This window comes from Flavobacterium sp. CS20, from assembly GCF_018080005.1.
Lineage (GTDB): Bacteria > Bacteroidota > Bacteroidia > Flavobacteriales > Flavobacteriaceae > Psychroflexus.
The window spans coordinates 949,364-973,617 of record NZ_CP073015.1 but is presented as its reverse complement, the minus strand read 5'-3'; the positions used below and the strand labels follow the sequence as shown (position 1 = coordinate 973,617).

The following is a 24,254-nucleotide window of genomic DNA, read 5'->3' as shown; positions in this document are numbered from 1 at the left end:
GCGGATTAGTCTGTAGTAGTGATGAAGTTTCTGTAATGGAAATGGAGCGAAGGGACTGACTTAACAGTTTTAAATTGTATTACAACTAAAGATTTTTTTTAGGATGATTTTCAAAGAGAAACAAAAGTCGCAACCGATATTAAAGCGACAGGTATGGGATGCCTTTAAAAAGGTAAAGAGTAACAAAGGTATTTCAGGTGTTGATAATTTGTCAGCATAAGAAGTACATTCACGTCCTATGAAATACTTATATCCTGTATGGAATAGGTTAGCCGTGGTAGTTATTTTCCAGCACTGTGCGCGAGGTAGAAATACCCAAAGAAGACGGTCGAATCAGGAAGCTTGGCATTCCAACAGTATAAGACCGAACGGCTCAAATGGTAATAAGAGAAGAATTAGAACAGATTGTAGATAAACAGTTTAGTAAAGATTCTTTTGGCTATCGACCAAACAAATCAGCGCATCAAGCCATAAAGCAATGCAGGGAAAACTGCATGAAAATGGATTGGGTGATAGATTTGGATATCAAGAGTTTTTTTGATGAGATAGACCATGACTTAATGCTTAAAGCATTAGGACATTTTACCAAAGAAAAGCATATTCACTTGTATGTAGCACGTTGGTTAAAGGCTCCAATTCAAAAGAAAGACGGTAGTATTCATTCACGAGACAAAGGCACACCACAAGGAGGTGTTATTAGCCCATTACTGGCAAACATTTTCTTGCATGTTGTTTTTGATAAGTGGATTGAGAACAACCACCCGGAAGTAAAGTTTGAGCGCTATGCTGATGATATTATCATCCATTGCGATAATTTTAAACAAGCCTTGCGGACGTTGGAAGCGGTAAAAGCCCGATTTAAACAGTGCAAATTGCAGATAAAAGACGGCAAGAGCAATATCGTGTATTGCAAACGCAACCAAAAGAAGCATCCACCATTTAAGGTTCATTATGTAACATTCGATTTTCTTGGATTTACATTTAAGCCAAGAATGGTAAAGGGCTATTTTGGGAACTTTCATTTGGGATTTACACCGTCAATCAGTCGTAAACGACAGAAACGCATCAATCAAACTTTGTTTAAGATGAAACTTCATCGTATGGTTCATTTACGCCTGCCAGATTTGGCAGGCATAATAGCAGAAAAAGTACGAGGTTGGATTAATTATTACGGCAAAGTAAGAATGAGTGAATTACATTATGTATTTCGTTTCTTGAATATGCGTCTGGCAAAATGGGTACGCAACAAATATCGGAGATTTAGGCGTAAACACTGGTTTTTTGCCTACAAATGGTTACAGGAAACTGCAAAGCATTATCCTAATCTGTTTGTGCATTGGCAATATGGTTTTATGCCTTGACTTGTTAAGAAGAGCCGTATGATGGGAGACTATCACGTACGGTTCTGTGAGAGGTTTAGGGGTGGATCCCTTTACCTACTCGACTCTATTCTTCAATTTTTTCCATACTCATATCAATAATATTTATTGTTTTAATATTATTAAGTTTTGTAATTCCTAAAGTTCTTTTTTGTAACTTTTTTCCTAAAAAGGTGCCAGAAACTATATAAATATCCCATATTGGGTTTTGAACGGTTTTTTCTTTATTGTAAGTAATTTTTAAATTCTGTTTTATAGTTTTGTCAATAAAACTATACGTATTCGTAATACTATCTTGATTTACAGATAGATTATTGTTATTCAATAATTCAACATCATAGCTAACATCTTCGTAGCATGATATTCTATATTTTTGATTCGACTCTAAATTATTTACAACAATAAAAGGAAAATTATTTTGTTTTTTTAAAAAACTAAATAAAGAATCCTCCTCTTTAAAAGTGTAAATTTTTAAACTATAATCATTATTTTCAAGAAAACCTTCGTAATATTCTAATCTATTATCCTGAGTTACATATTGATTAAAATCTTTAATTCCTAATAAAGCTTTAAGAGTTAATTGGCAAGAAAACAAACTTAGTGGCAATATTGCCACTAAGCTTATTCTAATTAATTGGTTTGTTTTCATTCTGGGATCAATTCGTTATAATGTCTAATATCACATAACCGTGAGGAAACTCATCAGAAACCATCACCTCATAATCTTTTGGTATTATTGTAATCTCAGAATATCCAAATTCTCTTGAAACTTCGAACGGAAATGTAAATTCACTGTCTTCTATCGAATAGAATAACCCACGATTTAAAGCATTTACTTCAGATGCAAATACCATTTTCATAGAATTTGAATTAACATCTTGAAGTGTTATGTTTGTTTGTGATAGGTTTTTTTCAACCCCTACTTCAAAACTTACCCCACATATTCCAAAACTACGAGTACAGGGTTTTACACCTCTTGGTTCACTCCATTTTCTCCCTCTATGCAATTTACCCATTAGTTTAATAGAGACTTTCTGTTTGTCATCTTTTTTATATTCTGCCTTAATTTGATTTTCATCGAAAACTGTTTCTTCAGAACATGAGCTACTAATAACACTAGCGAACAAAGCGAAAATTAATAATTGTTTCATTTTATAATATATATTTTTATAATTATACCTACTTCGATTTCAAGTCTCATTCGGCTTATTTCGACCGTCAGCAGTCATTTGAAAGAGTTTGAAACGGCCTGATGTTTAAACGTTTAGCGTCTTGGCTTTATCCGTCAGCCTGTTTCAAATGGCTACCAACGTTTGGGCTATATGTAGTGCTGTGCAAAATGCCACCACTTTTCAGCCATTCAACAAAGTTAGCAAATAATCTCAGAACTTCGATTAAGCACAAAATACAGTATTACTTATAGCCTCGTGTTGTGCGGTCGGCATCTATTTCACGTGTTTTAATTTTCTACGATTTAAGTATTCTTTAAATTCGGTAAAAGTCATTCCTTTGGTTTCTTTTGCGATTTTTTCTTTTACTTCTCTAAAGTATTTAACTGTGTCAAACTCTTTTTGTTTTTTTTCTGATTTATTCATTTCGTATTATTTCTTTAGGTGAACGAATATCTAATTGTATGTGTCCGTTTTTGATGTTAATTGCATTGTAACCTCTTATTCTGAAAACATTTACTATGTGTTTAAAATTCCAACTTACTAAATAGTCTACTTTATATATGGTCGCACAAGCAATATGCCTACAATCATCAATGCTTGTTTGTCCAACAACTTTTTCTTTCACGTATTCTTCGGCAAGTTGATTAATTTCTTCAGTTATTTCGACAAATTCAGTTTGATTTTTGTCAAGACTCAAAAAATGTTCTTTTACTGTTTCTGGAGCGTTCTCAAGTTCAAACTCACAAAGGTCAGAGTAAACACAGATTATTTCTCCGTTTTTAACCATTTCAAAAAGCATTTCAGTTTCTTCTTGAAATTCAACGTCATAAACTCCACCAAAAACAGAAGTGTCAAAATATAGTCTTAATTTTCTCATTTTCTAAAGATAAAAAATCTTTTAGAAATCGAAGTATTTAATGTAGCAGAATTTTTTTTTATGCTGTCGCACAACTAGTATATATCCACAAAAATACACCACTTTTTTAATTTTTAGACTTGTTTTTATATTAATCCGAAACTTTTTCAAAATTAGTTATAAACTTTCTGTATCCCTTAATTTACGGGTTCTAATATTAGATTTCTAAGAATAAAAGTCCATATCTTAAAACAAAGTCGTCTAAACTATATCATCTAAACTGGTTTGCTCAGACTCTGCTCGTTTTGCTTTTGGCTTAATTTGATTAATCACGTAGTCTAATGAAAGATAAAAAGGAAGATATATCCTTATTTTCTATACAAAGTTCGAGAATGCTGTGTTTGTTTTAGTAGTTGCACTTCTTAAAAGTTCTATTAATAAATTGGTATTTAAGGTAACAAATAAACAGACTTTCAAATACTTTATAATCGCGTTTTTTTATTATCATCACTCATAGTAGATTTTGCAGGACTTAAATCTAAGCCCAAATCTTGAATAAAAGTCTTAGATGCCTATATACCAACGGATATGTCAACTAATGTGCTACACCTACAAAATGTCTAAACAATAAAGCAACCAATTGGTCATAAGTTTTGTGTTTATGGCAACCCTTGTCAGATTGGTGTTGTTGAATAACTTTTCTCAGTAAATGAGAAGGAATTAGATCAATGATTTGTCGAATAACTGGCTTGTTGTTATTTTTGTTCCTAGGAAACAGTCCTATATTTTATTTGATTTATTGTTATTTTCAAAGATATGATGACTGTTTTTGTTTTTCAAGTTTCGGATAGTTGTAACTCAAACTTAATTATTACGCTCTACTTTAACAAAATTTATTTGGTATTATCAAAAATAAATATTTAAGTTTGTATAGTTGTTTGTGAATAATTGCAAATTTATAAAGAATGAGGTGAGAGACTGGCTCATTGACCCTCTAGCAACCCACTATAAGTGCTGACTAAAGTTAGTATTGGAAAATTGGTGCTAATTCCAGATCTGAAGTCGACAATGCTTTCAGAAAATATAAAATCAAAGCGATGAAATATTTTTTTAATCACATTTCCCGATTTATTCTTCCACACAAAAGCTATTCAACATCTCAAATTATTGTTGGTTTTTGTAGTATACGAATGCAAATGTGTTGCTAATTCTTAAAGAGCAAACATTATAATCTTATCATAGGTAATCTTCATTACCTTAATTCAACTTACTTCAATTTATTTAAACCTAAACCCATATTATTATGTCACAACAAAATTTACATTTTGACACTCTTCAGCTTCACGCTGGACAAGAGATTGATGCTTCCACAGGTTCAAGAGCACTACCAATCTACCAAACCACATCTTATGTATTTAATGATTCGAAACATGCGACCGATTTGTTTGGACTCAAAGAGTTTGGTAATATTTATACTCGTATTATGAACCCAACAACCGATGTCTTTGAAAAGCGAATCGTCGCACTTGAAGGTGGTGTTGCTGCACTGGCAGTAAGTTCTGGACAAGCTGCACAATTTATTGCATTAACTAATATTTTAGAAGCTGGTGATAGTTTTGTCACTTCATCACATTTGTATGGTGGAACATTTAACCAATTTAAGATTACTCTCAAACGACTTGATATTCATGCTAAATTTGCGGACAGTATTAAAGTGGAAGATTTTGAAGCTCAAATTGATGAGGACACTAAGGCTATTTATCTTGAGACTATAGGTAATCCTGCTTTTAGTGTAGCAGATTTTGATGGTATTTCTAAATTGGCTAAAAAGCATAATATTCCACTTATTGTTGATAACACTTTTGGTGCAGGTGGTTATTTATTTCAACCCATAAAGCACGGTGCTGACGTGGTTGTGGCTTCTGCAACTAAATGGATTGGCGGTCTCGGAACAAGTATCGGTGGTGTGATTGTAGATGCAGGACGATATGACTATGGAAATGGTAAGTTTCCTCAATTTTCTGAACCTTCTGAAGGTTATCACGGTTTAGTATTTTCTGATGTATTTGGAAAAGATAGCGATTTTGGTAATATTGCCTTTGCTATAAGAGCTAGAGTAGAAGTCCTTAGAGATTTTGGACCTGCACTTTCACCTTTTAATGCTTTTCAATTGACACAAGGTCTTGAAACCTTATCACTTAGGCTTGAAAGGACTGTGAATAATGCTCTAGAATTAGCAAAATGGCTTGACCAATATGAAGACATAGAATGGGTCAACTACCCTGGATTAAAATCTTCACCTTATCACAGCAACGCTTTAAAATATCTAAAGAAAGGCTTCGGCGGTGTATTAAGTTTTAAACTCAAGGCAGGCAAAGAAGTCGCAGACAACTTTGTTAATCACTTACAATTAGTTTCTCACCTTGCTAACGTAGGTGATGCTAAAACGCTCATCATTCACCCATCTACTACAACTCACGAACAACTCAGTGAAGAAGACCAAGTTAAAGCAGGTGTTGCTCCTGGTATTTTAAGAGTATCTGTTGGTATTGAGCATATTGAAGATATAAAAAACGATTTTAAACAAGCATTTTCACAACTTTAACAACCCTAAAATTATGAGTATTTCTAATTTTTCTATAAAGGGTAACAGTATCAAATCAACCTTATTTATAGATCAGTCTCGTGGCTTTGGTTTCTTTGTAGATGAGCCTCAACAATTAGGCGGACAAGATTTGGTATCCAATCCTGTAGAATATATTTTAGCTGGATATGCTGGTTGCCTTAATGTGGTAATCAAATTAGTTGCCAAAGAATTGAATATTGACATAGAGGGTTTAAATATCAGTATTAAAGGATATATTGATGCGTCCAAATTTTTAGGATTAAATGAGGAAGATAGAGCTGGTTTTCAATCTTTAAATGTTGATATTGATTTAAAAGCAAAGGCATCTCAAGAAAAAATCGACTAACTTTTAAGTCAAGTCAAACAAAGATGTCCTGTTAACGACAATCTTAGCCAAAAACCACCGATAAGTTATAAAGTCAATTCAGCAAAAAAAGAAAAAATAAATGCCTAATGTATTTATATACAACAAGCCTTTTGAACTTGAAAATGGTAAAACTTTACCAGTACTAAAACTGGCTTACACCACTTATGGCAAACTCAACAGTGATGGCGGTAATGTCATTTGGGTTTGTCATGCTTTAACGGCAGACTCAAATGTTGATCAATGGTGGCCAGATTTGTATGGACAAGGAAGACTTTTAGACTATAAAGAGTATTTTATCGTTTGCGTTAATTTTTTAGGATCTTGTTATGGAAGTACTGGAGCATCATCATCAGAGGTTCCAGAATCTTTAAAGCGAAAAAATTTTCCTTTGGTCAATATTGCTGATATAGTTAAAGCTTATCAGCTGGTTAAAGCTCATTTAAATATTAAAAAAATTCAGTTATTGATTGGTGCATCTTTGGGTGGTCAACAAGCCTTGCATTGGGCAGTTCATTACCCAAATCAAATCAAAAAATTGTGTGTGCTGGCTACCAATGCTTTTCATTCGCCTTGGGGTATTGCTTTTAATGCTTCTCAACGTTTTGCACTCGAGGCTGATAAAAGCTTTCGAGATAATGAACCAGAAGGTGGAAAGTTAGGTTTAAAAGCGGCTCGCTCTATTGCGTTGTTGAGTTATAGAACCTCAAAAATTTATAATCTAAGCCAAAGTGAATCTTCTAATGAAAAACAAAATCATTTTGTCGCCGAAAGTTACCAAAATTATCAAGGTCAAAAATTAGTAGAACGCTTTTGTCCTTATGCATATTATGCCATTTCTAAAACTATGGACAGTCATAACTTGGGGCGAGGCTTTAGCTCTGTGAAAAAAGCTTTGCAACGCATTGAAGCTAAAACACTTTGTGTAGGGATTAAATCTGATATTTTGTTTACATCAGATGAACAAAGGTATTTAGCTCATTATATTAATGATGCCGATTTTATAGAAATTGATTCAATCTACGGGCACGATGGGTTTTTGGTCGAAGGAAAAATCATAAATAATTTAATTTTAAAATGGTTCAACGAAAATCCAAACTTATAAAAAAGGGAATTAATGGATACAAAAATTAATATAGGGATGTTTGGTTATGGCTCTGTAGGTCAAGGATTTTACAAAGCTTTAAAATCAAGCCCTCAGTTAGACGCTCAAATAAAAAATATTGTAGTCAAATCAAAACATAAAAAAAGGGATATTGCTGAAGAGCATTTTAGCTTTCATGCGGAAGATATTCTCGAAAACTCAGACATCAAAATCGTTGTAGAGTTGATTGATGATGCCAACGCAGCTTATAAAATTGTTAAAACAGCTTTACGCTCTGGAAAACATGTCGTCTCAGCTAATAAAAAAATGATTGCACATCATCTTGAAGAGCTTATTACTATTTCAAGGCAAAACAATACCTCTTTTTTATATGAAGCTTCTGTTTGTGCCAGTATTCCTATCATTAGAAATTTAGAAGATTACTTTAAAAGCGATAAGATTAAAGGATTTCAAGGTATTTGTAATGGTACAACTAATTATGTTTTAAGTCGAACAGGTCAGGGCTTAAGCTACAAAGAAGCTTTGCAAGAAGCTCAAAAATTAGGTTTTGCAGAATCTGATCCCACTTTAGATGTTGACGGATTTGATGCTAAATTCAAATTAGGAATTCTAATAAAACACGCCTTTGGCATATATGTGACACTAGATAAAATATTTAATTGTGGTATCAGGCATATTCGCTCAGAGCATGTAGAATTTGCAAAACAATTCAATTACAAATTCAAACTCTTTTCCTTTGCACAACATATAGAGGATAAGGTTATAGGTTTTGTCGCTCCGTTTTTAGTCGATCAACAGCATCCAAACTTTAATGTTGAAAACGAATTTAACGCCATCAACATTGATTCTAAATTTGCACATCAACAGTTCTTTTACGGGAAAGGAGCAGGCAGTGAGCCTACGGCAAGTGCTGTGTTATCAGATTTTTCTGCTTTACTAAATCAATACAAATATAGCTACACCAAAACTCAAATTCAAAACTTTAGCTTTACCACCAATTTTTATTTAAAGATATATTTGGCAAGCCCTAACTTCAAGACCTTAAATCAAATTCCATTTCAAAAAACCGAGCAAATCCACCAAAGTAAAAATTACAGTTATAAAATCGGTTGGTTAAATTTTGAAAGCATAGCAGGAATTGACTTTAATAAAAACCTTGATTTATTTTTTGCTGTATATCAAGAACCATTTAAGCTAAGTCTTGAGGATTAAAGCTTTAGTTTATCAAACCAAAACTTAAACGTCAAAACATTTGTTGGAACTTCAGAAAATGTAGTCAAATCGCAAACATTTGGTAACTCTACGAGCAACTACATGATTTAGGGTTTCCTCAGAAAGTCAGAATTTAAAGTTATAGATTTCGCATTTGTTATAAAAAGAATGTCTCCAATCCAACCATTTAAAACCGTTGAAACGCTTAGGATTGTGCATTTTCCATAGCCCACGGTTTAAACCGTGGGCTATGGTTTGCAAACATTCGATTGTGAATGTATTTATCCATTTTTTATGATTTTAATTTCTTCCCTGTAAGTTATAGGTTTTATTGCCATACGGTTTCGCAGAACTGAAATTGTGAAGTGTATTTTATCATATGCAAAGCTATTGTGTAAATACGCATTAAAACAACAAAATTATTGACTTATTTTACTGAAATTTAGTGGTTTATAGAAGAATGAGGATGCCCTAATTATAGGAAGTTTTAATTTAAGCATAATGAGTTGAATTTACAGCTCATACGTAAAAAATGGCACTTTATTTAAAAAGAACTTCTCAGCTTATCAAATGGAAATAGTAATCAGATTGCTAAAACCTGATATAACACTACTTTTTCTTGGTCATGGAAATAAGGGAGTTGGTCTTTTAACCAATTAATCTTTCTCTTTATCTACGAGCAAACTTTCGCTATTGCTTCGGTAATTTCATCATCACCTTCGCTCATTTCAATAACCTTTCCATAAGTTTTTTTATTGTCTAAAACTGCTAAAACGGATGTTGCCACTCTTGCTCTTGGAATTTTAGAACCAACTTTAGTAGGATCATTGGTCATTAATATTTTCCCTTCTTTATCATCATCGGTTAATAATGTGGGTCGTAAAATGGTATAATCCAGATTACTTCTTTTTAATTCCATATCAGCGTAGTATTTAGCTATGTAGTAAGGCTTCATTCCCTCAGCTTTTTCCCAATAAGAACGATTATCGGTTTGGGAAGCACTAATCATCACAAAACGCTGTACCTGATGTTGGTCTGCGACTTTGATCACTTTAATTGCTCCATCAAGGTCAATTTCTATTGTTTTATCTGCGCCGGTATTTCCTCCACTTCCTGCAGTAAATACTACAGTGTATTATACTGATATAGGTTGACTCTTTTTTGGTTATTGATTAGATTATCGATTAAAAGTTATTTCCAATTTTTTTTCTGGCCTTTTGAATGTTTCCAAAAAAAATTAGAATAACTTTTTACTTTGTGCTCATATTTTAATTTCCTGTAAATTTAAGTTATTTTTTCTATACGACTTGTATTTGATGTTCGGATTTAAATGAACCTCTGCTGGTTTTCTAAGGTCGAGACTAAAATGCGTTCTTAGGTTATTATAAATATATACAGCTTGATGAGTCATATCTCTAGCTATTTCAGTGTTTTTGATGGTTTGCTTTAAACCATATTCATATTTAAGAGTTCTGTTAATTCTTTCAGCTACAGCATTTTCATAAGGGTCGTATTGTTCGGTCATGCTCATTGTAATGCCATTGTTTTCAGCAAAGCTTGTGTATTTAGGATTACAATACTGGAAGCCTCTATCAGAATGATGAATGAGTTCTTGGTTAGGGGACTTTCTGTTTTTAATAGCCATAGCGAGTGCATCTTTGCAAAGCGATGTTCTCATATGGTTGTCGAGTTTATAACCCATAATTTGTTTAGAATAGGCGTCTGTGACCAAGGCGAGATAGTTGTGTCCGTTTTGCGTTTTAATATAAGTGATGTCGCTTACCCAGAGTTGTTCAGGTCTTCTGGGAACTTGGTCTTTTACAAGGTTTTTATATTTTTTACATGTGGTTAGAGTTAGTTGTGGTGATGTAATTTTTACTTTTTGGAACAAGTAGATTATTGTGTTTTAAAAAACGATAGAACTTGTCTCTACCTATCTTAATATCGGTATCTATGAAGTCTTGTTTCAATTCAGCATATAGCTTGATACCACCTGTTTTAGAGCCAACTTTCTTACGATAATCTTTAACCATTTTAATTAGTTTTTGATGGTCTATTTGTTGTTTTTGTTGGGCTTTAAGTCGTTTGTAGAAGGCTTGTTTAGTGATCCCAAAACATCCATAGAGCCATTTTCTTTTATACGGTCTTTCTTCTTTCGCTCTATCTCTTTTGCTAATGTTTTGGGCAACGACTTTTTTGCCATATCCACTCCTGTAATGATTTCCATATCAGCAATGATGTCTTGCTGAAAGTCTTTAACGAACTCCAGTTCTTCGATCTTTTCTTTTAATTTCTTGATTTCTTGATTTTTACTCATACCTATTTTTTGTTGGGCTAAGGTACTATAAATTCTTAGCCAGTAGGAAATAGTTGTCCGAGGAACATCATATTTCTTTGAGGCGACTTTTCTTGAGAGCTGACCGTTTACGATTTGGTCAACAACTAATAATTTGGTTTCTAAAGTTACTTTTTGGTAGCTTTTTTTTCGCCGTTGTTCTTTTTTTGATTTCATAAGTGACTATAATTAATGGTTTAATTTTTAGTCAACCTGTTTCAGGAAATTACAGCTCTCAAATGCATTACAACGGGCGAGTGTATCATTAGTGGCGTGCAAAAAATCAACACATTTTCGTTTTAATTAGTAAAGATAGAAAAAAATCTCAAACCTTAAAATTTTGCCAAAACACAGCCATTAATGATACACATTGTTGGTAGTAGCGGTGGAGCAGGCGAGAACATTTGCTGAAAATAAATGAATTTTTAGTTGGTTTTTGACTCAGTTCTTTGTTGGCGATAGTGTTCTATCTGGAGTACCAATTTTCAACTTTTAAATCATCAAAGTTTTTAAAGTCTTTCAAATTGTCAGTCACTAAGGTTAATTTATTTTCAATTGCAGTCACACCAATTAATAAATCAAATTCATCGTGCATCGGTGTTCCATTTTTTCTCAATCTTACTTTTTCTTCAGCATATCGTTTCGCACACCCATATATTGGAATTATTGACAGACCTTGAATAAATCTATCAACTGCTTTATGAGATTTTTTACTATTCTTGCTGTTTTCAGCTCCAAACCTTAATTCAAAAACTGTAATTTCAGATATGTAGCAATTATCGAGTCCTTTGTCATTTATAATTATATTATAATCGAGTAAACCACGTAAAAAGAAAACACAGATATTCGTATCAAGTAAATACTGCATATTAAAAATTCAAATCTTTATTTCTAAACTTTCTACTTTCGCGTATTTCTTTTATCAGCTCATCAGCCGTTTTATCGGAATCGAAAGCCCCAAAAGATTTAAGAAATTCAGATTCTTTTGACTTCTTTTCCTTTTTCAGAGATTTGGTCAGTTTTTCAATAAGTTCAATTTTGGTTAACGGATTCAAACCTTCAAAAAGTTTTGAATATGTATCAATTATATGTTTATCTGTTATTGTCATTTTTATTTCAAAGATAATATTTTTATTGGAAACGAAATTTTTACATTATCGCCAACGTCTCGCGTATATGGTTTGTGGCGGGATAATAACCGCTCGCCTTTCGGTTAAGCTTTTGATTTTCTAAAAATACTACAATTTTCGATTCAGTACAAAATCCGCCATAGACTATATACGCTGTTATATGCCGTTTTTTATTCGGTTAATTATTCTTTCATAATATTTTAGTTTATAATTCCCATGTAATTTTTCTGGTATTGTTTCGACACCATTTACTTTAAACATCTCAAGTTTGTGTCTTGAATTTTTCTCATATTTACTTGGATAGAAATAAACAATTTTGTTGTTAATTGGGAATCGTTTTTCTACCATTACTCTTGCCCTGTAAGTTAGCAACCACCACAAGTGCATTTCGACAAAATCTAAATTCAATCCTAATATATAAATGTCGTGCGTAAAGAATAAGTCAATCCAACTTTCATATTTAACATCTTCCGATTTTATTCTTTTTGCCATTGGCAGAAAGTCCTTTTTTGAGTAATTCCCTTTTGTTCCAGTAGCAACATAATTTCTCATTTGCTGAAGAAAACCACTATAGTGCTCATAACCAAGTGTTATTGAGTTCGGCGCAATTTGACTTCCATGAATATGCCAAACTTTGTGTTTATTTGTTTGATGATATCTAAAAACACTATAAAGACTTTCTTTTATAAAACCCTTATTTCTACATTTTTTTAAGTCAAGATCTGCTGATTTTTCAAAAGATAAGTCATAATTGGTAGTTATTATATTTTCAATACCCAAATCTAAAATTGCCTTGTGCAATTCATTTGGCTTCATATTTCGAGTTTGAGATGCTATATATTTTTTTAAACGTCTTTCAGACGTTTTATATTTTTTTGCTGAATTAAGATAAATTTCTTCATAAAGCATCGGGAAAGGTTTATTTTTTTGATTTAATCCACGCTCAATCTTCGCATAATCCAATAGACCATTAATTAAGTCTTGCCAAGAATATGATTCAGTAGCATTGTTGATATCATTTCCAATTAGAAGTGCTTTATTTTTCATTTACGATGTTGATTTAAATTCTGACTAACGTAAATTAAGTTGCTGTTTTACAGATATTTGCATTTAAGCCTAAATCTTCATTAGTTAATCCAAATTTAGCGATTTGTTTCCTCATTCTTTTGGCTATGCCTAACTTTCTTTTTTGATCGAGGAATAGATATTCTTTTGGCGGTTTATAAGGTTCTTTTTTTGTAACCATATTCCATATGATTACACCCAATTTTCTTGCTGTTGCGCTTACTGTCGCTTGTCTTCCTTTTCTAAATGCGACACGCTTAAAGAAATCAGACAAGTGTGTATCTTTTAAATTTCCAATAGAATTAGTCGCTTGTCGTAATGCTATTTTTAATCTATTACTCCCTTTAGGAACTTTTGAACTAAGCACTTTACCGCCTGATATTTTGTTGTTTGGTGCTAGTCTTAACCAAGAGACAAATTCTTTTGAAGAATTAAACTTTATAAATCCTTCCGGACCTATCTTGGTATAATACTAAGTATTGTAGCATGACTTACGCCTTCAATGGCAAGCAGATCCACACCTTCAAAATACTGATAAGCTACTTGATTAAAATCCTTTATTTTGGGAGCATTCTTATTTTCTCTTTTATAAGGTTTTGGATTGGTTTTTAGTTTTTTTAATTCTGGATTTGTGTCAAGATGCTTTTTTATGAATTGGTCTATCTGTTTATCGCAAGCCTTTAATTGTTTTTGTAAAAACTGATAAGTTTGAAATTCTTGTTTTAACCCAAAAGAAAGTCTTCCTGTTATTGCCATGGAGGGCTTTTGCTATTTCTGCCTCAGACTTTCGGCAATTGTAGTGCCGATGCTTAGCAAGTTCATTAGGGTCTAAATTTCCTTTGCAAATATCTTCTATGATTTTAAGACCTGTAAGACCACAAATGTCTTTAACTACAACATCAAGTCTAAAATTTAAAAACTTAAGATGCTTTTGCATTTTTCTTGAAGTCGCACGCTTGATGTATAATATTGCCTCGCTGACGTGCATAAGTTCTAAGTATTTCAGTCTGCTGGTCAGGCAAAAAACTACTTGTAAGCAAACCTAATGCATGCAGTTTTTGAATCCATCTTGCATCTTTAACATCTGTTTTTTTACCTTTTGCGTGTTTGGTAAATTTTCCATTGCATAAAATAACTTCAAAATCATGCTTGATGAGTTCTGTAAAAAGATTTTGCCAATAATCTCCTGTGCTTTCCATGGCAACTGAGGTAATGCCATAGCTTTTTAGGTGTTGACAAATTGCAGTAAGATCTTCTGCATAAACCCCAAATTCTTTTACATCTTCTAGGGCTTGTCCAACTGCTACAAAGTGAGACCGACTTCCAATGTCAATACCTGCTGCATGTTGGTTTACAATTTACATTTCAACCAGAATGAGCGCACGGGCTCTATCTCAAGCACCATTTGAAAAATCTACCTTACAAAGGATCATTACAAAAATAATAACCAATATTTTATCGGCATCGTTAGCAATAGAAATTAATCGAGTTTCTTGATATGGGGAATGCCCGCTAACGTTTCGGGCTATAAGAAGTGCTGTGCAAAAATGCAATTACTTTTCAGCTATTCAACAAATTTAGCAAAAAATCTCAGAACAACGATTAAGCACATCATACAGCATTACTTATAGCCTCGTGTTGCAAGTAGTCTTTCTATTCAACTATTACTTGGTGTCCTTCAGTTTTACCATCATAATGGATTCTTAGTATATAAATTCCTTTTTTCAAATCGATTATATCAACTTGAGCTTTATTGTTTACCATTTCAATTTTCCTTAGAAATAAACCATTTAAGTCTAATATTTCTCCAAAAATTCCTTTTGAGCTTGTTGGAGTTTGATTTTCATTAATTAAACTGACATTAAAATATGATGAAGATGGATTAGGATATATTCTATAAATATTAGAATTTTTATATAAAACAGGTGTTCCGTCTCCTTCTTCTACATATATTGTTTTAGATAAAGAGTAAAAACCACAAGTGTTTATAATTCTCGCTTGGACTGTATAATAACCGCCTGGAACATCGAAATCAGGTTTTACCGTAAATGTGCTATTGCTAATTATATTTAGTTCAAAATGTTGATCTGCATTTGGGAAAGTATTACTAAAAAATAACCAGTCATAACTTGTAGCATTATTAAAGTAGGTAGTGTTGTATGAATATATACCTGTTTGCCCTGGATTTAAATTATTTGGACCATTTAAAGAAACACTTTGAGTAGTTGTTGGAGCTCCAAATTCAAGATTTTTTGTAATTTCACCAGACCCACAGTTTTGAGTTGTAACCACTGCTTTTAAAACTGCACTACCAAAAAAATTGGTGTTCCTAACCAGTGAAATGCTATTAGGATTTGTTTGGTTTATATTTATGGTTCCTGCATTTGAAGGCTCAATAGTCCATGAAACTGAATTAGTTTGACCAGTTATTGTAAAATTATTTGTGGTGCAAACTCTGTTTGACCCCTCTATATTGCCACTACAAAGATATGAACAGTCTGTAAAATCTATATTTGCGCCAATAATTTCTTTAGCCAACCAATCACCATTTCGTTTATTAAACTCTAAATGTCTTTCATTGTTATTTGTGTTAGGATTAGAAAAAGCTGTTGTAAAATTATCAAATGGAGATGCTTTTAGACCTGTTGGAGGAATTGCACCAACATATGAGTCTTTATAATCGGTATCATATAAAGTTACACTGCCACCACCAATATCTAAAGCACTTGCAGTAGGGACGAAACTAAAATTATCTTCTATAAAAATATTCAAATCGCTTGGTAAAAAACTTAAATCTACAGCATTACCAGTTTCAAAAAAGCCTCCACCGTAATAATCTAAAGGTAAATTTGCAAGACTTGGTTGGTTAACATTAACACTAGTAATAGTAACTTGTGAATTAAATATCCAATAGATTTTCTTTTTATATCTAATAAGCCCATTATATATTTGATGGTTTGCACCTAAAAAAGATTTCTTTAGCGATTTTGCTTCAAAATCAACTATATATTGTGAACTACCAGGCACTAAACCTAACAAAGCTACACCAAAAAAATCTTGGTCAAGAAATAAACCTCCAATTGTTCCTCCTAAAGGATTATAGATCATGCTTAATAAATCACCCCAAAATGATAGGTCTTTGTTATAATCAAGATCAAATAATGGGTCGCCAGGATTAAAATTCAAAGGCGTGCCACACTCACTACCATTACTTATGGCAATATTTCTAATGCCATTTTGATTAGGGTATCCATTATTTGAGTTTAAGTTTTGGAGTTCATTAAAAAAGTTGTTATGTATGGTATTGTTCATATTATATCCTAAGTCTGACCACACTTTTAAAAGTTGTCTTGAGGCAGGTGTATCTAAAATGGACAAATACGTTGAAACACTCCTGTTTTCGACAATTTAAAATCTTAAATTTCATAACTTACTCAAAGCGTATTAGTTACGATATTTTTGTTTTCATTTTGGGTGTCCCAGGGTGTCTTTTTAGTAAATTTGCACTGTGTTTGTTCGCAAAAAGAAAAATAAAAGCGGTGTAATTAGCGTCCAAGTCATTGACAAAAGTAGTGGCAAGTATCGCTTATTAAAGACCATTGGCAGCAGTGCTACTAAAATTGAAGTTGACCATCTATATGAACAAGGTAAACAATGGATAAAAAATTATACGGGAGCACAAGAATTAGATTTTAACGATTATAGACAGCACACAGAACTTGTTCTTCAAGGACTTGAAGAAATATCTGTTTATATCCGGAACTGCTTTTAGGAAAGCTTTTTAATCAGATTGGGTTCAATCAAATTAATCATGATTTATTTAAGCAATTGGTTCTTGCTAGACTTTGCTACCCTTCTAGTAAGCTTAAGACATCAGATTATCTTTTTAAGTACCAACATAAAGCTATTGATGTTCAAGTTATTTACCGATACATGGATAAGCTTCATAAACAACACAAATCCCAAATACAAGAAATTAGTTATAATCATACCTTGAAAATACTAGATGGAACAATAAATGTAGTATTCTATGATGTTACCACTATTTATTTTGAAATTGATAACGAAGATGAATTACGCAAAACAGGCTTCTCTAAAGAAGGCAAACATCAAAATCCGCAAATTGTACTAGGGTTATTAGTTAGCAAAGATGGTTACCCATTGGCTTACGATATTTTTGAAGGCAATAAATTTGAAGGACACACCATGCTACCAGTCATTGATAGTTTTAAGAAAAAATACGGATTAGATCAATTAGTCATCATCGCTGACTCTGGGCTACTTTCTTCTAAAAACATAGAAGAACTTCAAAGCAAAAGTTATGAATTTATTCTTGGAGCTAGAATTAAAAATGAGAAGTCCTTTATAAAAGAAAAAATATTAGCTTTAAAACTTAAAAATGGAGAGAGTGCAGTTGTAGAAAAAGGTAATTTGAGACTTATCATAAGCTATTCCGATTCAAGAGCCAAGAAAGATAAGCACAATAGAGAAAAGGGATTAAAGAGACTGGAAAAGAAAATTAGATCAGGAAAACTAACCAAGTCAAGTATCAATAACAGAGGTTACAATAAATATCTAAAACTTGATGGAGAGCTAAAAGTTTCAATAGACAAAACAAAATTTGAAACAGATGCAAAATGGGATGGTCTAAAAGGCTATATAACTAATGCTAAATTGAATAAAAATGAAATTTTAGAGAATTATAGTCATTTATGGAAGATTGAAAAGGCTTTCAGAATAGCTAAGACAGACTTGAAAATAAGACCAATCTATCATAGAGTTCAGCGTAGGATTGAAGCTCACATTTGCATAGCTTTTGCAAGATATAAAATACACAAGGAACTAGAAAGGCAACTCAATGAAAAGAAATCTTCATTAAGTCCTGAGAAGGCTATCAACATAGCAAAAACAATTTATGCGGTAAAAATAAAACATCCAATAACAAAAGAGATAACTTATCTAACTCACATCAAAAGTGAAGAGCAGAAAAAAATTGCAAATCTATTCGATTTTTGATTTGGGTGTCCCAGCGACGAAAACAGGAAAAAGTTGTTATGTATGGTATTGTTCATATTATATCCTAAGTCTGACCACACTTTTAAAAGTTGTCTTGAGGCAGGTGTATCTAAAATGGACAAATACGTTGAAACACTAAACTCATCTTCTAATAATGGCACTAAAACTGAACCACCGAATAGGGTTTGAGAAGCTGTGATATATTGATTGGTTAAATGTCTATACATATATTGAAAGCTGAGAGGCACATTAGCTCCCTGTTGTGGTGCATCATGAGATATAAAAAGTTTAGTATCGTGATTGTTATTATCATTTTCCATATCAGTAAGTGCATATCTGGCAATGACTCCTCCCATACTCTGACCTAAAATTATGTTTTGCTCTCCACCGACTTTATTAGTATTTACCCATTCAATAACTTCTTGAAGAGCTAAGGCATTGCGTTGTAAGTAATCTACACCATTTTCCCAATCTACATAGATTATGTCGTATTCTTGCTCATTACCAAGAATTAATTCATTTAACTCACTATTAGACTGAAGAATAGAACCAGAAAAAATATTAATATCATTCGCACCAAACTGATTTTCAGGATTTAATAATGTACCCACATCAAAACCTTCAGCAACTATTAGGGGTTTTCTTATTTCACAATCATTATTAGCATCATCAAGAGTGACCTTTACATTCGCATTTTGACCTAAATAGGCTTCCGATGCTGTTAATTCAAAATGGTATCTGCCATTGCCATTACAGTTAAAGCTACTACTTGACCTTGTAGCCGTTTGTCTATCATACAATGGTGATGAATTTACACCTTCTGAGATCTTTATTTTAGAGTGGCTTTGCAGGATACTACCATCGGATAATTTAATTTTGTATTTCCATATTTTATTACCTTCCTCTTCATAAGTTGTAGAGATCCGCTGGTTGAAAGGCATGTTGCGATATCCTTGCCCGTCATCCATATCTATTTCTATACGTTCAACTTCAGCGACTACATTGCTATAAAAAAGACTTTCGGGTAGCTTTACATTAACTGCAAGGTTTTTGTAATGAAGCGACGGAGTTGTTATGGCAAAAGTCTTGTTTTCTTCGTAGGGATCTTGCCAGACACCCTCCACATATTTATCATACAACTTTTCGTCTTCTATAATTATTTTGTCAGGGTAAGCTTCATCGCTTAGCCTGGCATACTTAAAATATAGACCAGACAATACTATTTCATTTTTATTTCTTGCATTGTGCCAGTTCCTATCAAAGTCATCAGGTAACACAAAACCATCGCTCACATTTTTAACTCGTGATGTAAGTAGTGTTTTATAAATTTCTTTAAGTCTTATTTTATTTATAAAAGTGCTATCGGTCAGGCTTCCGTTAAAAGCCTTTACATTGGTAAATTCCATTCCGAAATCCAGTAATATTCCATGTGGAACCTTATCTTTGTCGAGATTTTGAAAAATGTCGTTCATTTCGTCCTTGAACGAAGTGTTGATTTCTTGTTGTGCCAACATAGTTTGGCATACAATAAAAAATGCAATTGAGAGTTTTAAAAATTTCATAATTAAAAGTATTTGGGTTAAACATTAATTTTAATTTTTGTTTGACTTTGAGCGGTTTTATTGGAGGTAAAACCGCTCTTTTTATTTTATTGAGAGTATGTTACATCAAAACGACCTTCTCTTACTTCTACAACCTCGCCATCTTCGTTGACAGCATCAAACCAAAATGTGCCGGAAACAATGCGGTTTTGTTCATCTAGGTGTGTGATTATTAGTTCTCCTGTAAAGTCAGTGTTTGTAAAATAAAAACTATCAGTTTCATTACTTAAAATAGAGTAATTACCACCATAACCGACTGAGTTGTCATCTTTATTTAATGTATAAACTTCATCTTCTTCAATAATATTTTCATTTGCGAAGACTTTAATACTTTTAGTTATATTATTTTCAGAATTTAATATACCAACATTAAAAAAATACGCTCCATCTACAAATTGGTAAAAAGCAATTAAATTAGGGTTAATGCCACCACCTTTTGGGGTTATCGGCTGTCCATCCACCAAAGCACCAGCGGTGTTAGCACCTATCTGTGTAGCCTCAGGGAGTTGGTTTACGGAGTTATTACCACCTGAGTTGTCGTCATCGCTACTACAACTTATTAAAAAGATACAGAGTAAAATTAAGCTTAAGGTTTTAAGTTTTGTTTTCATGTTATTAAGTTTTTTTTAAATTATTAATATTTAATCTCATATAATTACACTAAAAGTGTAGTAAATGTTTAAATAATTGTTAATTTATTTATTTTTTTGTTTTTTTTTAAAGATTCTGACTAACGTAAAATTATATTACTGTAAATCAGTTATTTATATTTTATTCAACATTTCAATTTTAAATCCTAAATCTACTCAATTTTACGTTAGCCGAGGGACTAAAGTTTCTATGAGTCTATGTATTATACTGATATAGGTTGACTCTTTTTTGGTTATTGATTAGATTATCGATCAAAAGTTATTTCCAATTTTTTTTCTGGTTTTTGAATGAATTTAAAAAATTAGAATAACTTTTTACTTTGTGCTCATATTTTAATTTCCTGTAAATTTAAGTTATTTTTTCTATACGACTTGTATTTGATGTTCGGATTTAAATGAACCTCTGCTGGTTTTCTAAGGTCGAGACTAAAATGCGTTCTTAGGTTATTATAAATATATACAGCTTGATGAGTCATATCTCTAGCTATTTCAGTGTTTTTGATGGTTTGCTTTAAACCATATTCATATTTAAGAGTTCTGTTAATTCTTTCAGCTACAGCATTTTCATAAGGGTCGTATTGTTCGGTCATGCTCATTGTAATGCCATTGTTTTCAGCAAAGCTTGTGTATTTAGGATTACAATCTGGAAGCCTCTATCGGAATGATGAATGAGTTCTTGGTTAGGGCATTTCTGTTTTTAATAGCCATAGCGAGTGCATCTTTGCAAAGCGATGTTCTCATATGGTTGTCGAGTTTATAACCCATAATTTGTTTAGAATAGGCGTCTGTAACCAAGGCGAGATAGTTGTGTCCGTTTTGCGTTTTAATATAAGTGATGTCGCTTACCCAGAGTTGTTCAGGTCTTCTGGGAACTTGGTCTTTTACAAGGTTTTTATATTTTTTACATGTGGTTAGAGTTAGTTGTGGTGATGTAATTTTTACTTTTTGGAACAAGTAGATTATTGTGTTTTAAAAAACGATAGAACTTGTCTCTACCTATCTTAATATCGGTATCTATGAAGTCTTGTTTCAATTCAGCATATAGCTTGATACCACCTGTTTTAGAGCCAACTTTCTTACGGTAATCTTTAACCATTTTAATTAGTTTTTGATGGTCTATTTGTTGTTTTTGTTGGGCTTTAAGTCGTTTGTAGAAGGCTTGTTTAGTGATCCCAAAACATCCATAGAGCCATTTTCTTTTATACGGTCTTTCTTCTTTCGCTCTATCTCTTTTGCTAATGTTTTGGGCAACGACTTTTTTGCCATATCCATTCCTGTAATGAGTTCCATATCAGCAATGATGTCTTGCTGAAAGTCTTTAACGAACTCCAGTTCTTCGATCTTTTCTTTTAATTTCTTGATTTCTTGATTTTTACTCATACCTATTTTTTGTTGGGCTAAGGTACTATAAATTCTTAGCCAGTAGGAAATAGTTGTCCGAGGAACGTCATATTTCTTTGAGGCGACTTTTCTTGAGAGCTGACCGTTTACGATTTGGTCAACAACTAATAATTTGGTTTCTAAAGTTACTTTTTGGTAGCTTTTTTTTCGCCGATGTTCTTTTTTTGATTTCATAAGTGACTATAATTAATGGTTTAATTTTTAGTCAACCTATTTCAGGAAATTACAATTTTTACATTATCGCCAACGTCTCGCGTATATGGTTTGTGGCGGGATAATAACCGCTCGCCTTTCGGTTAAGCTTTTGATTTTCTAAAAATACTACAATTTTCGATTCAGTACAAAATCCGCCATAGACTATATACGCTGTTATATGCCGTTGTGTGTCCTGCGTTACCAAGGCTATAAGATAAATAAGTTCTTTGAAATGGTAACAAAACTTTTACAGAGATGATAGGCTTTGTGAAGAAACGGCAACGAGCCAAGCCCTTTAGAGGTTCACTTGGAGGTCTCACAGAAGGAGTATTCATAAAGAATTGGACTATCGAATAAGTAGTGTAGTCTACTTTTTCAAACCGCCTTAAGGTGCTTTTGTAAAGAACAAGGGTATTGAGCGTTAAGGTCAAGGCATTTAAAGCCATCCCGATAGCTATCGGGATGGCGATTAGATGTATGGTGATTATATGGGAGTTGAGCGCAAGCGAACCTATCGAAGACGTGTCGAAAATAACATTTATTCTGTCAAAATCAAGGAGTAGAGCGGCTCTGAGAGACAAGCTAACCCAATGGGTTAGAAACATAGCAGAAAACTACTTACCGGCTATGTGGCAGGCGGTATTAAGAGGGCAAGAACCATATAAAGGCTCTGTAAAGGAACAGGAGAACCAAAACAGAAATGTAAAGCAAAACGAGCGAAAATCCTTTAGGGAAAAGCTTAAAAAGTAGCGATGTTCTGTATTGGGGCGGATGAAGCCGTAGTAGCGAAACTACCCAAGAGAGTTTTACAGAAATGTAGGACAAGCGAAGGGCTTCACAAAATCAGTTCATTTATTGTATAACAACTTAAATTCTATTTAAGGATGATTTTTAATGAAGAACACAAGTCGCAACCGATAACAAAGTTGCAAGTAAATGAGGCTTTTAAACAAGTAAAAGCCAACAAAGGGAGTGCAGGAGTAGATGGAGTAACCATTGAAATGGTAAGTAAGAACCCCCGCAAGTATTTGTATCCATTATGGAACAGAATGTCGAGTGGGAGCTACTTTCCAAAAACTGTACGCCAGGTACTTATACCCAAAGGAAACGGAGATTTTCGACCCTTGGGCATACCTACCGTTGTGGATCGGGTAGCACAGCAAATAATAACCACTGAATTGGAAAATGAGGTAGAACCTCATTTTAGTCCAAACAGCTTTGGGTATCGACCGAATAAGTCGGCACACGAAGCCATTGAACAATGCCGAATCAACTGTATGAAAAACAGTTGGGTAATTGACTTGGACATCAAAGGGTTCTTCGATAACATTGACCATGAACTACTGCTGAAAGCGGTAGAACATTACACCAATAAGAAACACATCTTATTGTATGTAAAACGGTGGATAGAAGTTGCAGTAGAACTACCCGACGGTACAATCAAACCGTCCGAAGGAAAAGGCACACCACAAGGCGGAGTAATCAGCCCTGTAACAGCCAATATTTTTATGGACATCGTGTTTGATAAATGGATAGCCAAGAATTATCCTGAAAACTCTTTTGAGAGGTATGCGGATGATATTATTGTTCATTGCAAGAATATCAAACAGGCATTGCGTTTATTGGAGGCAATAAAACAACGATTAAAAGACTGCAAATTGGAATTAAACCAAGAGAAGTCGAAAATCGTTTATTGCCGAAGAAATCAAAAACGCCAACCGCCTTTTAAAGTGAGGTATCAGGAGTTCGACTTTTTGGGCTTTACATTTAAACCGAGAATGGAGAAGAAAGGAGGGAAGATGCGATTAGGCTTTTCTCCTGCCATCAGTCAAAAGAGTATTAGTAGAATAACAAGTGAATTGGCAAAGATGAAAATCCACCGCTGGGTGCATTTACCATTGAGCAAAATCGCTTATCAGCTAAAGCTCAAAATACGAGGATGGCTCAACTATTACGGAGTGTATCGAAAGTCCGAAATGCGTAGGTTGTTCAAGACCTTGAATCAACGATTATACAAATGGGTACGCAACAAATACAAACGGTTTAAAAAGAAGCATTGGTATTATTCACTTAAACATCTGCAAGGTATAGCAGAGAGCTATCCGAATATGTTTGAGCATTGGAAATACGAAGGCTTTAGACCGTGA

Annotated in this window: 29 protein-coding genes, 2 pseudogenes and 1 riboswitch; of the genes and pseudogenes, 9 read left to right on the top strand and 22 right to left on the bottom strand. The window is 33.2% G+C overall.

The window, feature by feature from the left end:
* Positions 1–377: 377 nt before the first annotated feature.
* The gene (locus IGB25_RS04740; RefSeq protein WP_211066386.1) at positions 378–1,361 is read left to right on the top strand and encodes a reverse transcriptase domain-containing protein; all 984 of its coding nucleotides are present in this window, start codon (positions 378–380) and stop codon (positions 1,359–1,361) included.
* Between the two features lie 85 nt (positions 1,362–1,446).
* Here the strand turns inward: IGB25_RS04740 and IGB25_RS04735 are convergent, their stop codons facing one another.
* The 5 genes and pseudogenes from IGB25_RS04735 to IGB25_RS14740 form a co-directional block, all read right to left on the bottom strand.
* Positions 1,447–2,028, bottom strand: a complete 582-nt coding sequence (locus IGB25_RS04735) for a hypothetical protein (RefSeq protein ID WP_211066385.1) — start codon at positions 2,026–2,028, stop codon at positions 1,447–1,449.
* 7 nt (positions 2,029–2,035) lie between these two features.
* Entirely contained in the window at positions 2,036–2,530 is a 495-nt protein-coding gene (locus tag IGB25_RS04730; protein WP_211066384.1) for a hypothetical protein, read from the bottom strand.
* A 294-nt stretch (positions 2,531–2,824) separates the two neighbouring features.
* Entirely contained in the window at positions 2,825–2,974 is a 150-nt protein-coding gene (locus IGB25_RS04725) for a hypothetical protein (RefSeq protein ID WP_211065728.1), read from the bottom strand.
* Positions 2,967–3,428 carry a type II toxin-antitoxin system VapC family toxin gene (locus IGB25_RS04720; RefSeq protein ID WP_211065729.1) on the bottom strand — a complete coding sequence of 154 codons (462 nt, stop codon included), beginning with the start codon at positions 3,426–3,428 and terminating at the stop codon, positions 2,967–2,969. Before IGB25_RS04720 ends, IGB25_RS04725 begins: the two co-directional genes overlap by 8 nt.
* A 412-nt stretch (positions 3,429–3,840) precedes the next feature.
* Positions 3,841–4,191: pseudogene (locus IGB25_RS14740) on the bottom strand (DUF4372 domain-containing protein); the annotation flags it as partial.
* Positions 4,192–4,360: 169 nt separating this feature from the next.
* Positions 4,361–4,497: riboswitch (SAM riboswitch) on the top strand.
* Positions 4,498–4,710: 213 nt separating this feature from the next.
* Here IGB25_RS14740 and IGB25_RS04710 point away from each other — a divergent pair.
* The 4 genes from IGB25_RS04710 (at position 4,711) to IGB25_RS04695 (ending at position 8,714) form a co-directional block, all read left to right on the top strand.
* The gene (locus IGB25_RS04710) at positions 4,711–6,012 is read left to right on the top strand and encodes an O-acetylhomoserine aminocarboxypropyltransferase/cysteine synthase family protein (RefSeq protein ID WP_211066383.1); all 1,302 of its coding nucleotides are present in this window, start codon (positions 4,711–4,713) and stop codon (positions 6,010–6,012) included.
* A gap of 13 nt (positions 6,013–6,025) precedes the next feature.
* Positions 6,026–6,379 carry an OsmC family protein gene (locus IGB25_RS04705; RefSeq protein WP_247653619.1) on the top strand — a complete coding sequence of 118 codons (354 nt, stop codon included), beginning with the start codon at positions 6,026–6,028 and terminating at the stop codon, positions 6,377–6,379.
* Between the two features lie 100 nt (positions 6,380–6,479).
* Positions 6,480–7,502, top strand: a complete 1,023-nt coding sequence (gene metX / locus IGB25_RS04700; RefSeq protein ID WP_211066382.1) for a homoserine O-acetyltransferase — start codon at positions 6,480–6,482, stop codon at positions 7,500–7,502.
* Positions 7,503–7,514: 12 nt separating this feature from the next.
* Positions 7,515–8,714: a homoserine dehydrogenase gene (locus IGB25_RS04695; RefSeq protein ID WP_211066381.1), complete on the top strand. Its 1,200-nt coding sequence runs from the start codon at positions 7,515–7,517 to the stop codon at positions 8,712–8,714.
* Between the two features lie 673 nt (positions 8,715–9,387).
* Here IGB25_RS04695 and IGB25_RS04690 read toward each other — a convergent pair.
* The 11 genes and pseudogenes from IGB25_RS04690 to IGB25_RS04650 form a co-directional block, all read right to left on the bottom strand.
* A pseudogene (locus IGB25_RS04690) lies at positions 9,388–9,831 on the bottom strand (NAD(P)H-binding protein); the annotation flags it as partial.
* 144 nt (positions 9,832–9,975) lie between these two features.
* Positions 9,976–10,605, bottom strand: a complete 630-nt coding sequence (locus IGB25_RS04685) for an IS3 family transposase (RefSeq protein ID WP_211066380.1) — start codon at positions 10,603–10,605, stop codon at positions 9,976–9,978.
* On the bottom strand, positions 10,553–10,747 hold the full coding sequence (locus tag IGB25_RS04680) for a hypothetical protein (protein ID WP_211066369.1): 195 nt from the start codon (positions 10,745–10,747) through the stop codon (positions 10,553–10,555). The genes IGB25_RS04685 and IGB25_RS04680 overlap by 53 nt, the downstream gene beginning before the upstream one ends.
* A 20-nt stretch (positions 10,748–10,767) precedes the next feature.
* Positions 10,768–11,226, bottom strand: coding sequence for a helix-turn-helix domain-containing protein (locus IGB25_RS04675; protein WP_211066379.1), 459 nt, complete (start codon positions 11,224–11,226; stop codon positions 10,768–10,770).
* 289 nt (positions 11,227–11,515) lie between these two features.
* Positions 11,516–11,917 carry a PIN domain-containing protein gene (locus tag IGB25_RS04670; RefSeq protein ID WP_211066378.1) on the bottom strand — a complete coding sequence of 134 codons (402 nt, stop codon included), beginning with the start codon at positions 11,915–11,917 and terminating at the stop codon, positions 11,516–11,518.
* Between the two features lies 1 nt (position 11,918).
* A complete protein-coding gene (locus tag IGB25_RS04665; RefSeq protein ID WP_211066377.1) occupies positions 11,919–12,158 on the bottom strand; it encodes a hypothetical protein in 240 nt (79 codons plus the stop codon).
* Between the two features lie 177 nt (positions 12,159–12,335).
* Complete coding sequence (locus IGB25_RS04660) at positions 12,336–13,226, bottom strand: SIR2 family protein (RefSeq protein ID WP_211066376.1); 891 nt, start codon at positions 13,224–13,226, stop codon at positions 12,336–12,338.
* A 34-nt stretch (positions 13,227–13,260) separates the two neighbouring features.
* Positions 13,261–13,626 (bottom strand): hypothetical protein, encoded by a 366-nt coding sequence (locus IGB25_RS14735; protein WP_247653703.1) that lies wholly within the window; start codon positions 13,624–13,626, stop codon positions 13,261–13,263.
* A 74-nt stretch (positions 13,627–13,700) separates the two neighbouring features.
* A complete protein-coding gene (locus IGB25_RS14730) occupies positions 13,701–14,000 on the bottom strand; it encodes a hypothetical protein (RefSeq protein ID WP_247653618.1) in 300 nt (99 codons plus the stop codon).
* 164 nt (positions 14,001–14,164) lie between these two features.
* Positions 14,165–14,572, bottom strand: coding sequence for an IS110 family transposase (locus tag IGB25_RS14725; RefSeq protein WP_247653701.1), 408 nt, complete (start codon positions 14,570–14,572; stop codon positions 14,165–14,167).
* A gap of 325 nt (positions 14,573–14,897) precedes the next feature.
* The gene (locus tag IGB25_RS04650; RefSeq protein ID WP_211066375.1) at positions 14,898–16,556 is read right to left on the bottom strand and encodes a T9SS type A sorting domain-containing protein; all 1,659 of its coding nucleotides are present in this window, start codon (positions 16,554–16,556) and stop codon (positions 14,898–14,900) included.
* A gap of 196 nt (positions 16,557–16,752) precedes the next feature.
* On the opposite strand from IGB25_RS04650, the gene IGB25_RS04645 reads away from it, so the two are divergent.
* On the top strand, positions 16,753–17,016 hold the full coding sequence (locus IGB25_RS04645; protein ID WP_211065212.1) for a hypothetical protein: 264 nt from the start codon (positions 16,753–16,755) through the stop codon (positions 17,014–17,016).
* Complete coding sequence (locus IGB25_RS04640) at positions 16,989–18,260, top strand: IS1634 family transposase (RefSeq protein ID WP_371815975.1); 1,272 nt, start codon at positions 16,989–16,991, stop codon at positions 18,258–18,260. Before IGB25_RS04645 ends, IGB25_RS04640 begins: the two co-directional genes overlap by 28 nt.
* Here IGB25_RS04640 and IGB25_RS04635 read toward each other — a convergent pair.
* The 6 genes from IGB25_RS04635 to IGB25_RS04610 form a co-directional block, all read right to left on the bottom strand.
* The gene (locus IGB25_RS04635) at positions 18,209–19,822 is read right to left on the bottom strand and encodes a hypothetical protein (RefSeq protein ID WP_211066373.1); all 1,614 of its coding nucleotides are present in this window, start codon (positions 19,820–19,822) and stop codon (positions 18,209–18,211) included. The two genes, IGB25_RS04640 and IGB25_RS04635, sit on opposite strands and share 52 nt — an antisense overlap.
* Positions 19,823–19,908: 86 nt before the next feature.
* Complete coding sequence (locus tag IGB25_RS04630) at positions 19,909–20,472, bottom strand: DUF6252 family protein (protein ID WP_211066372.1); 564 nt, start codon at positions 20,470–20,472, stop codon at positions 19,909–19,911.
* 365 nt (positions 20,473–20,837) lie between these two features.
* Positions 20,838–21,107, bottom strand: a complete 270-nt coding sequence (locus tag IGB25_RS04625; protein WP_211066371.1) for an integrase core domain-containing protein — start codon at positions 21,105–21,107, stop codon at positions 20,838–20,840.
* A 40-nt stretch (positions 21,108–21,147) separates the two neighbouring features.
* Entirely contained in the window at positions 21,148–21,465 is a 318-nt protein-coding gene (locus IGB25_RS04620; protein ID WP_211066370.1) for a DDE-type integrase/transposase/recombinase, read from the bottom strand.
* A complete protein-coding gene (locus tag IGB25_RS04615; protein ID WP_211066369.1) occupies positions 21,413–21,607 on the bottom strand; it encodes a hypothetical protein in 195 nt (64 codons plus the stop codon). The genes IGB25_RS04620 and IGB25_RS04615 overlap by 53 nt, the downstream gene beginning before the upstream one ends.
* A gap of 20 nt (positions 21,608–21,627) precedes the next feature.
* Positions 21,628–22,086 carry a helix-turn-helix domain-containing protein gene (locus IGB25_RS04610; RefSeq protein WP_211066368.1) on the bottom strand — a complete coding sequence of 153 codons (459 nt, stop codon included), beginning with the start codon at positions 22,084–22,086 and terminating at the stop codon, positions 21,628–21,630.
* 435 nt (positions 22,087–22,521) lie between these two features.
* Between IGB25_RS04610 and IGB25_RS04605 the strand changes: the two genes are divergently transcribed.
* Positions 22,522–22,857, top strand: coding sequence for a hypothetical protein (locus tag IGB25_RS04605; protein ID WP_211066367.1), 336 nt, complete (start codon positions 22,522–22,524; stop codon positions 22,855–22,857).
* A 134-nt stretch (positions 22,858–22,991) separates the two neighbouring features.
* Positions 22,992–24,254 (top strand): group II intron reverse transcriptase/maturase, encoded by a 1,263-nt coding sequence (gene ltrA / locus IGB25_RS04600; protein WP_211066366.1) that lies wholly within the window; start codon positions 22,992–22,994, stop codon positions 24,252–24,254.

Excerpts from the sequence above, each read along its gene's own strand:
- IGB25_RS04740 (WP_211066386.1), top strand. The coding sequence starts at position 378 with ATGGTAATAAGAGAAGAATTAGAACAGATTGTAGATAAACAGTTTAGT.
- ltrA (WP_211066366.1), top strand. The coding sequence starts at position 22,992 with ATGATTTTTAATGAAGAACACAAGTCGCAACCGATAACAAAGTTGCAA.
- IGB25_RS04670 (WP_211066378.1), bottom strand. The coding sequence starts at position 11,917 with ATGCAGTATTTACTTGATACGAATATCTGTGTTTTCTTTTTACGTGGT.
- IGB25_RS04680 (WP_211066369.1), bottom strand. The coding sequence starts at position 10,747 with ATGGTTAAAGATTATCGTAAGAAAGTTGGCTCTAAAACAGGTGGTATC.
- IGB25_RS04610 (WP_211066368.1), bottom strand. The coding sequence starts at position 22,086 with ATGAAATCAAAAAAAGAACATCGGCGAAAAAAAAGCTACCAAAAAGTA.
- IGB25_RS04665 (WP_211066377.1), bottom strand. The coding sequence starts at position 12,158 with ATGACAATAACAGATAAACATATAATTGATACATATTCAAAACTTTTT.
- IGB25_RS04675 (WP_211066379.1), bottom strand. The coding sequence starts at position 11,226 with ATGAAATCAAAAAAAGAACAACGGCGAAAAAAAAGCTACCAAAAAGTA.
- IGB25_RS04705 (WP_247653619.1), top strand. The coding sequence starts at position 6,026 with ATGAGTATTTCTAATTTTTCTATAAAGGGTAACAGTATCAAATCAACC.
- IGB25_RS04625 (WP_211066371.1), bottom strand. The coding sequence starts at position 21,107 with ATGAGCATGACCGAACAATACGACCCTTATGAAAATGCTGTAGCTGAA.
- IGB25_RS04615 (WP_211066369.1), bottom strand. The coding sequence starts at position 21,607 with ATGGTTAAAGATTACCGTAAGAAAGTTGGCTCTAAAACAGGTGGTATC.
- IGB25_RS04735 (WP_211066385.1), bottom strand. The coding sequence starts at position 2,028 with ATGAAAACAAACCAATTAATTAGAATAAGCTTAGTGGCAATATTGCCA.
- IGB25_RS04660 (WP_211066376.1), bottom strand. The coding sequence starts at position 13,226 with ATGAAAAATAAAGCACTTCTAATTGGAAATGATATCAACAATGCTACT.
- IGB25_RS04730 (WP_211066384.1), bottom strand. The coding sequence starts at position 2,530 with ATGAAACAATTATTAATTTTCGCTTTGTTCGCTAGTGTTATTAGTAGC.
- IGB25_RS04725 (WP_211065728.1), bottom strand. The coding sequence starts at position 2,974 with ATGAATAAATCAGAAAAAAAACAAAAAGAGTTTGACACAGTTAAATAC.
- IGB25_RS04635 (WP_211066373.1), bottom strand. The coding sequence starts at position 19,822 with ATGAAATTTTTAAAACTCTCAATTGCATTTTTTATTGTATGCCAAACT.
- IGB25_RS04630 (WP_211066372.1), bottom strand. The coding sequence starts at position 20,472 with ATGAAAACAAAACTTAAAACCTTAAGCTTAATTTTACTCTGTATCTTT.
- IGB25_RS04720 (WP_211065729.1), bottom strand. The coding sequence starts at position 3,428 with ATGAGAAAATTAAGACTATATTTTGACACTTCTGTTTTTGGTGGAGTT.
- IGB25_RS04650 (WP_211066375.1), bottom strand. The coding sequence starts at position 16,556 with ATGAACAATACCATACATAACAACTTTTTTAATGAACTCCAAAACTTA.
- IGB25_RS04710 (WP_211066383.1), top strand. The coding sequence starts at position 4,711 with ATGTCACAACAAAATTTACATTTTGACACTCTTCAGCTTCACGCTGGA.
- IGB25_RS14730 (WP_247653618.1), bottom strand. The coding sequence starts at position 14,000 with ATGGCAATAACAGGAAGACTTTCTTTTGGGTTAAAACAAGAATTTCAA.
- metX (WP_211066382.1), top strand. The coding sequence starts at position 6,480 with ATGCCTAATGTATTTATATACAACAAGCCTTTTGAACTTGAAAATGGT.
- IGB25_RS04695 (WP_211066381.1), top strand. The coding sequence starts at position 7,515 with ATGGATACAAAAATTAATATAGGGATGTTTGGTTATGGCTCTGTAGGT.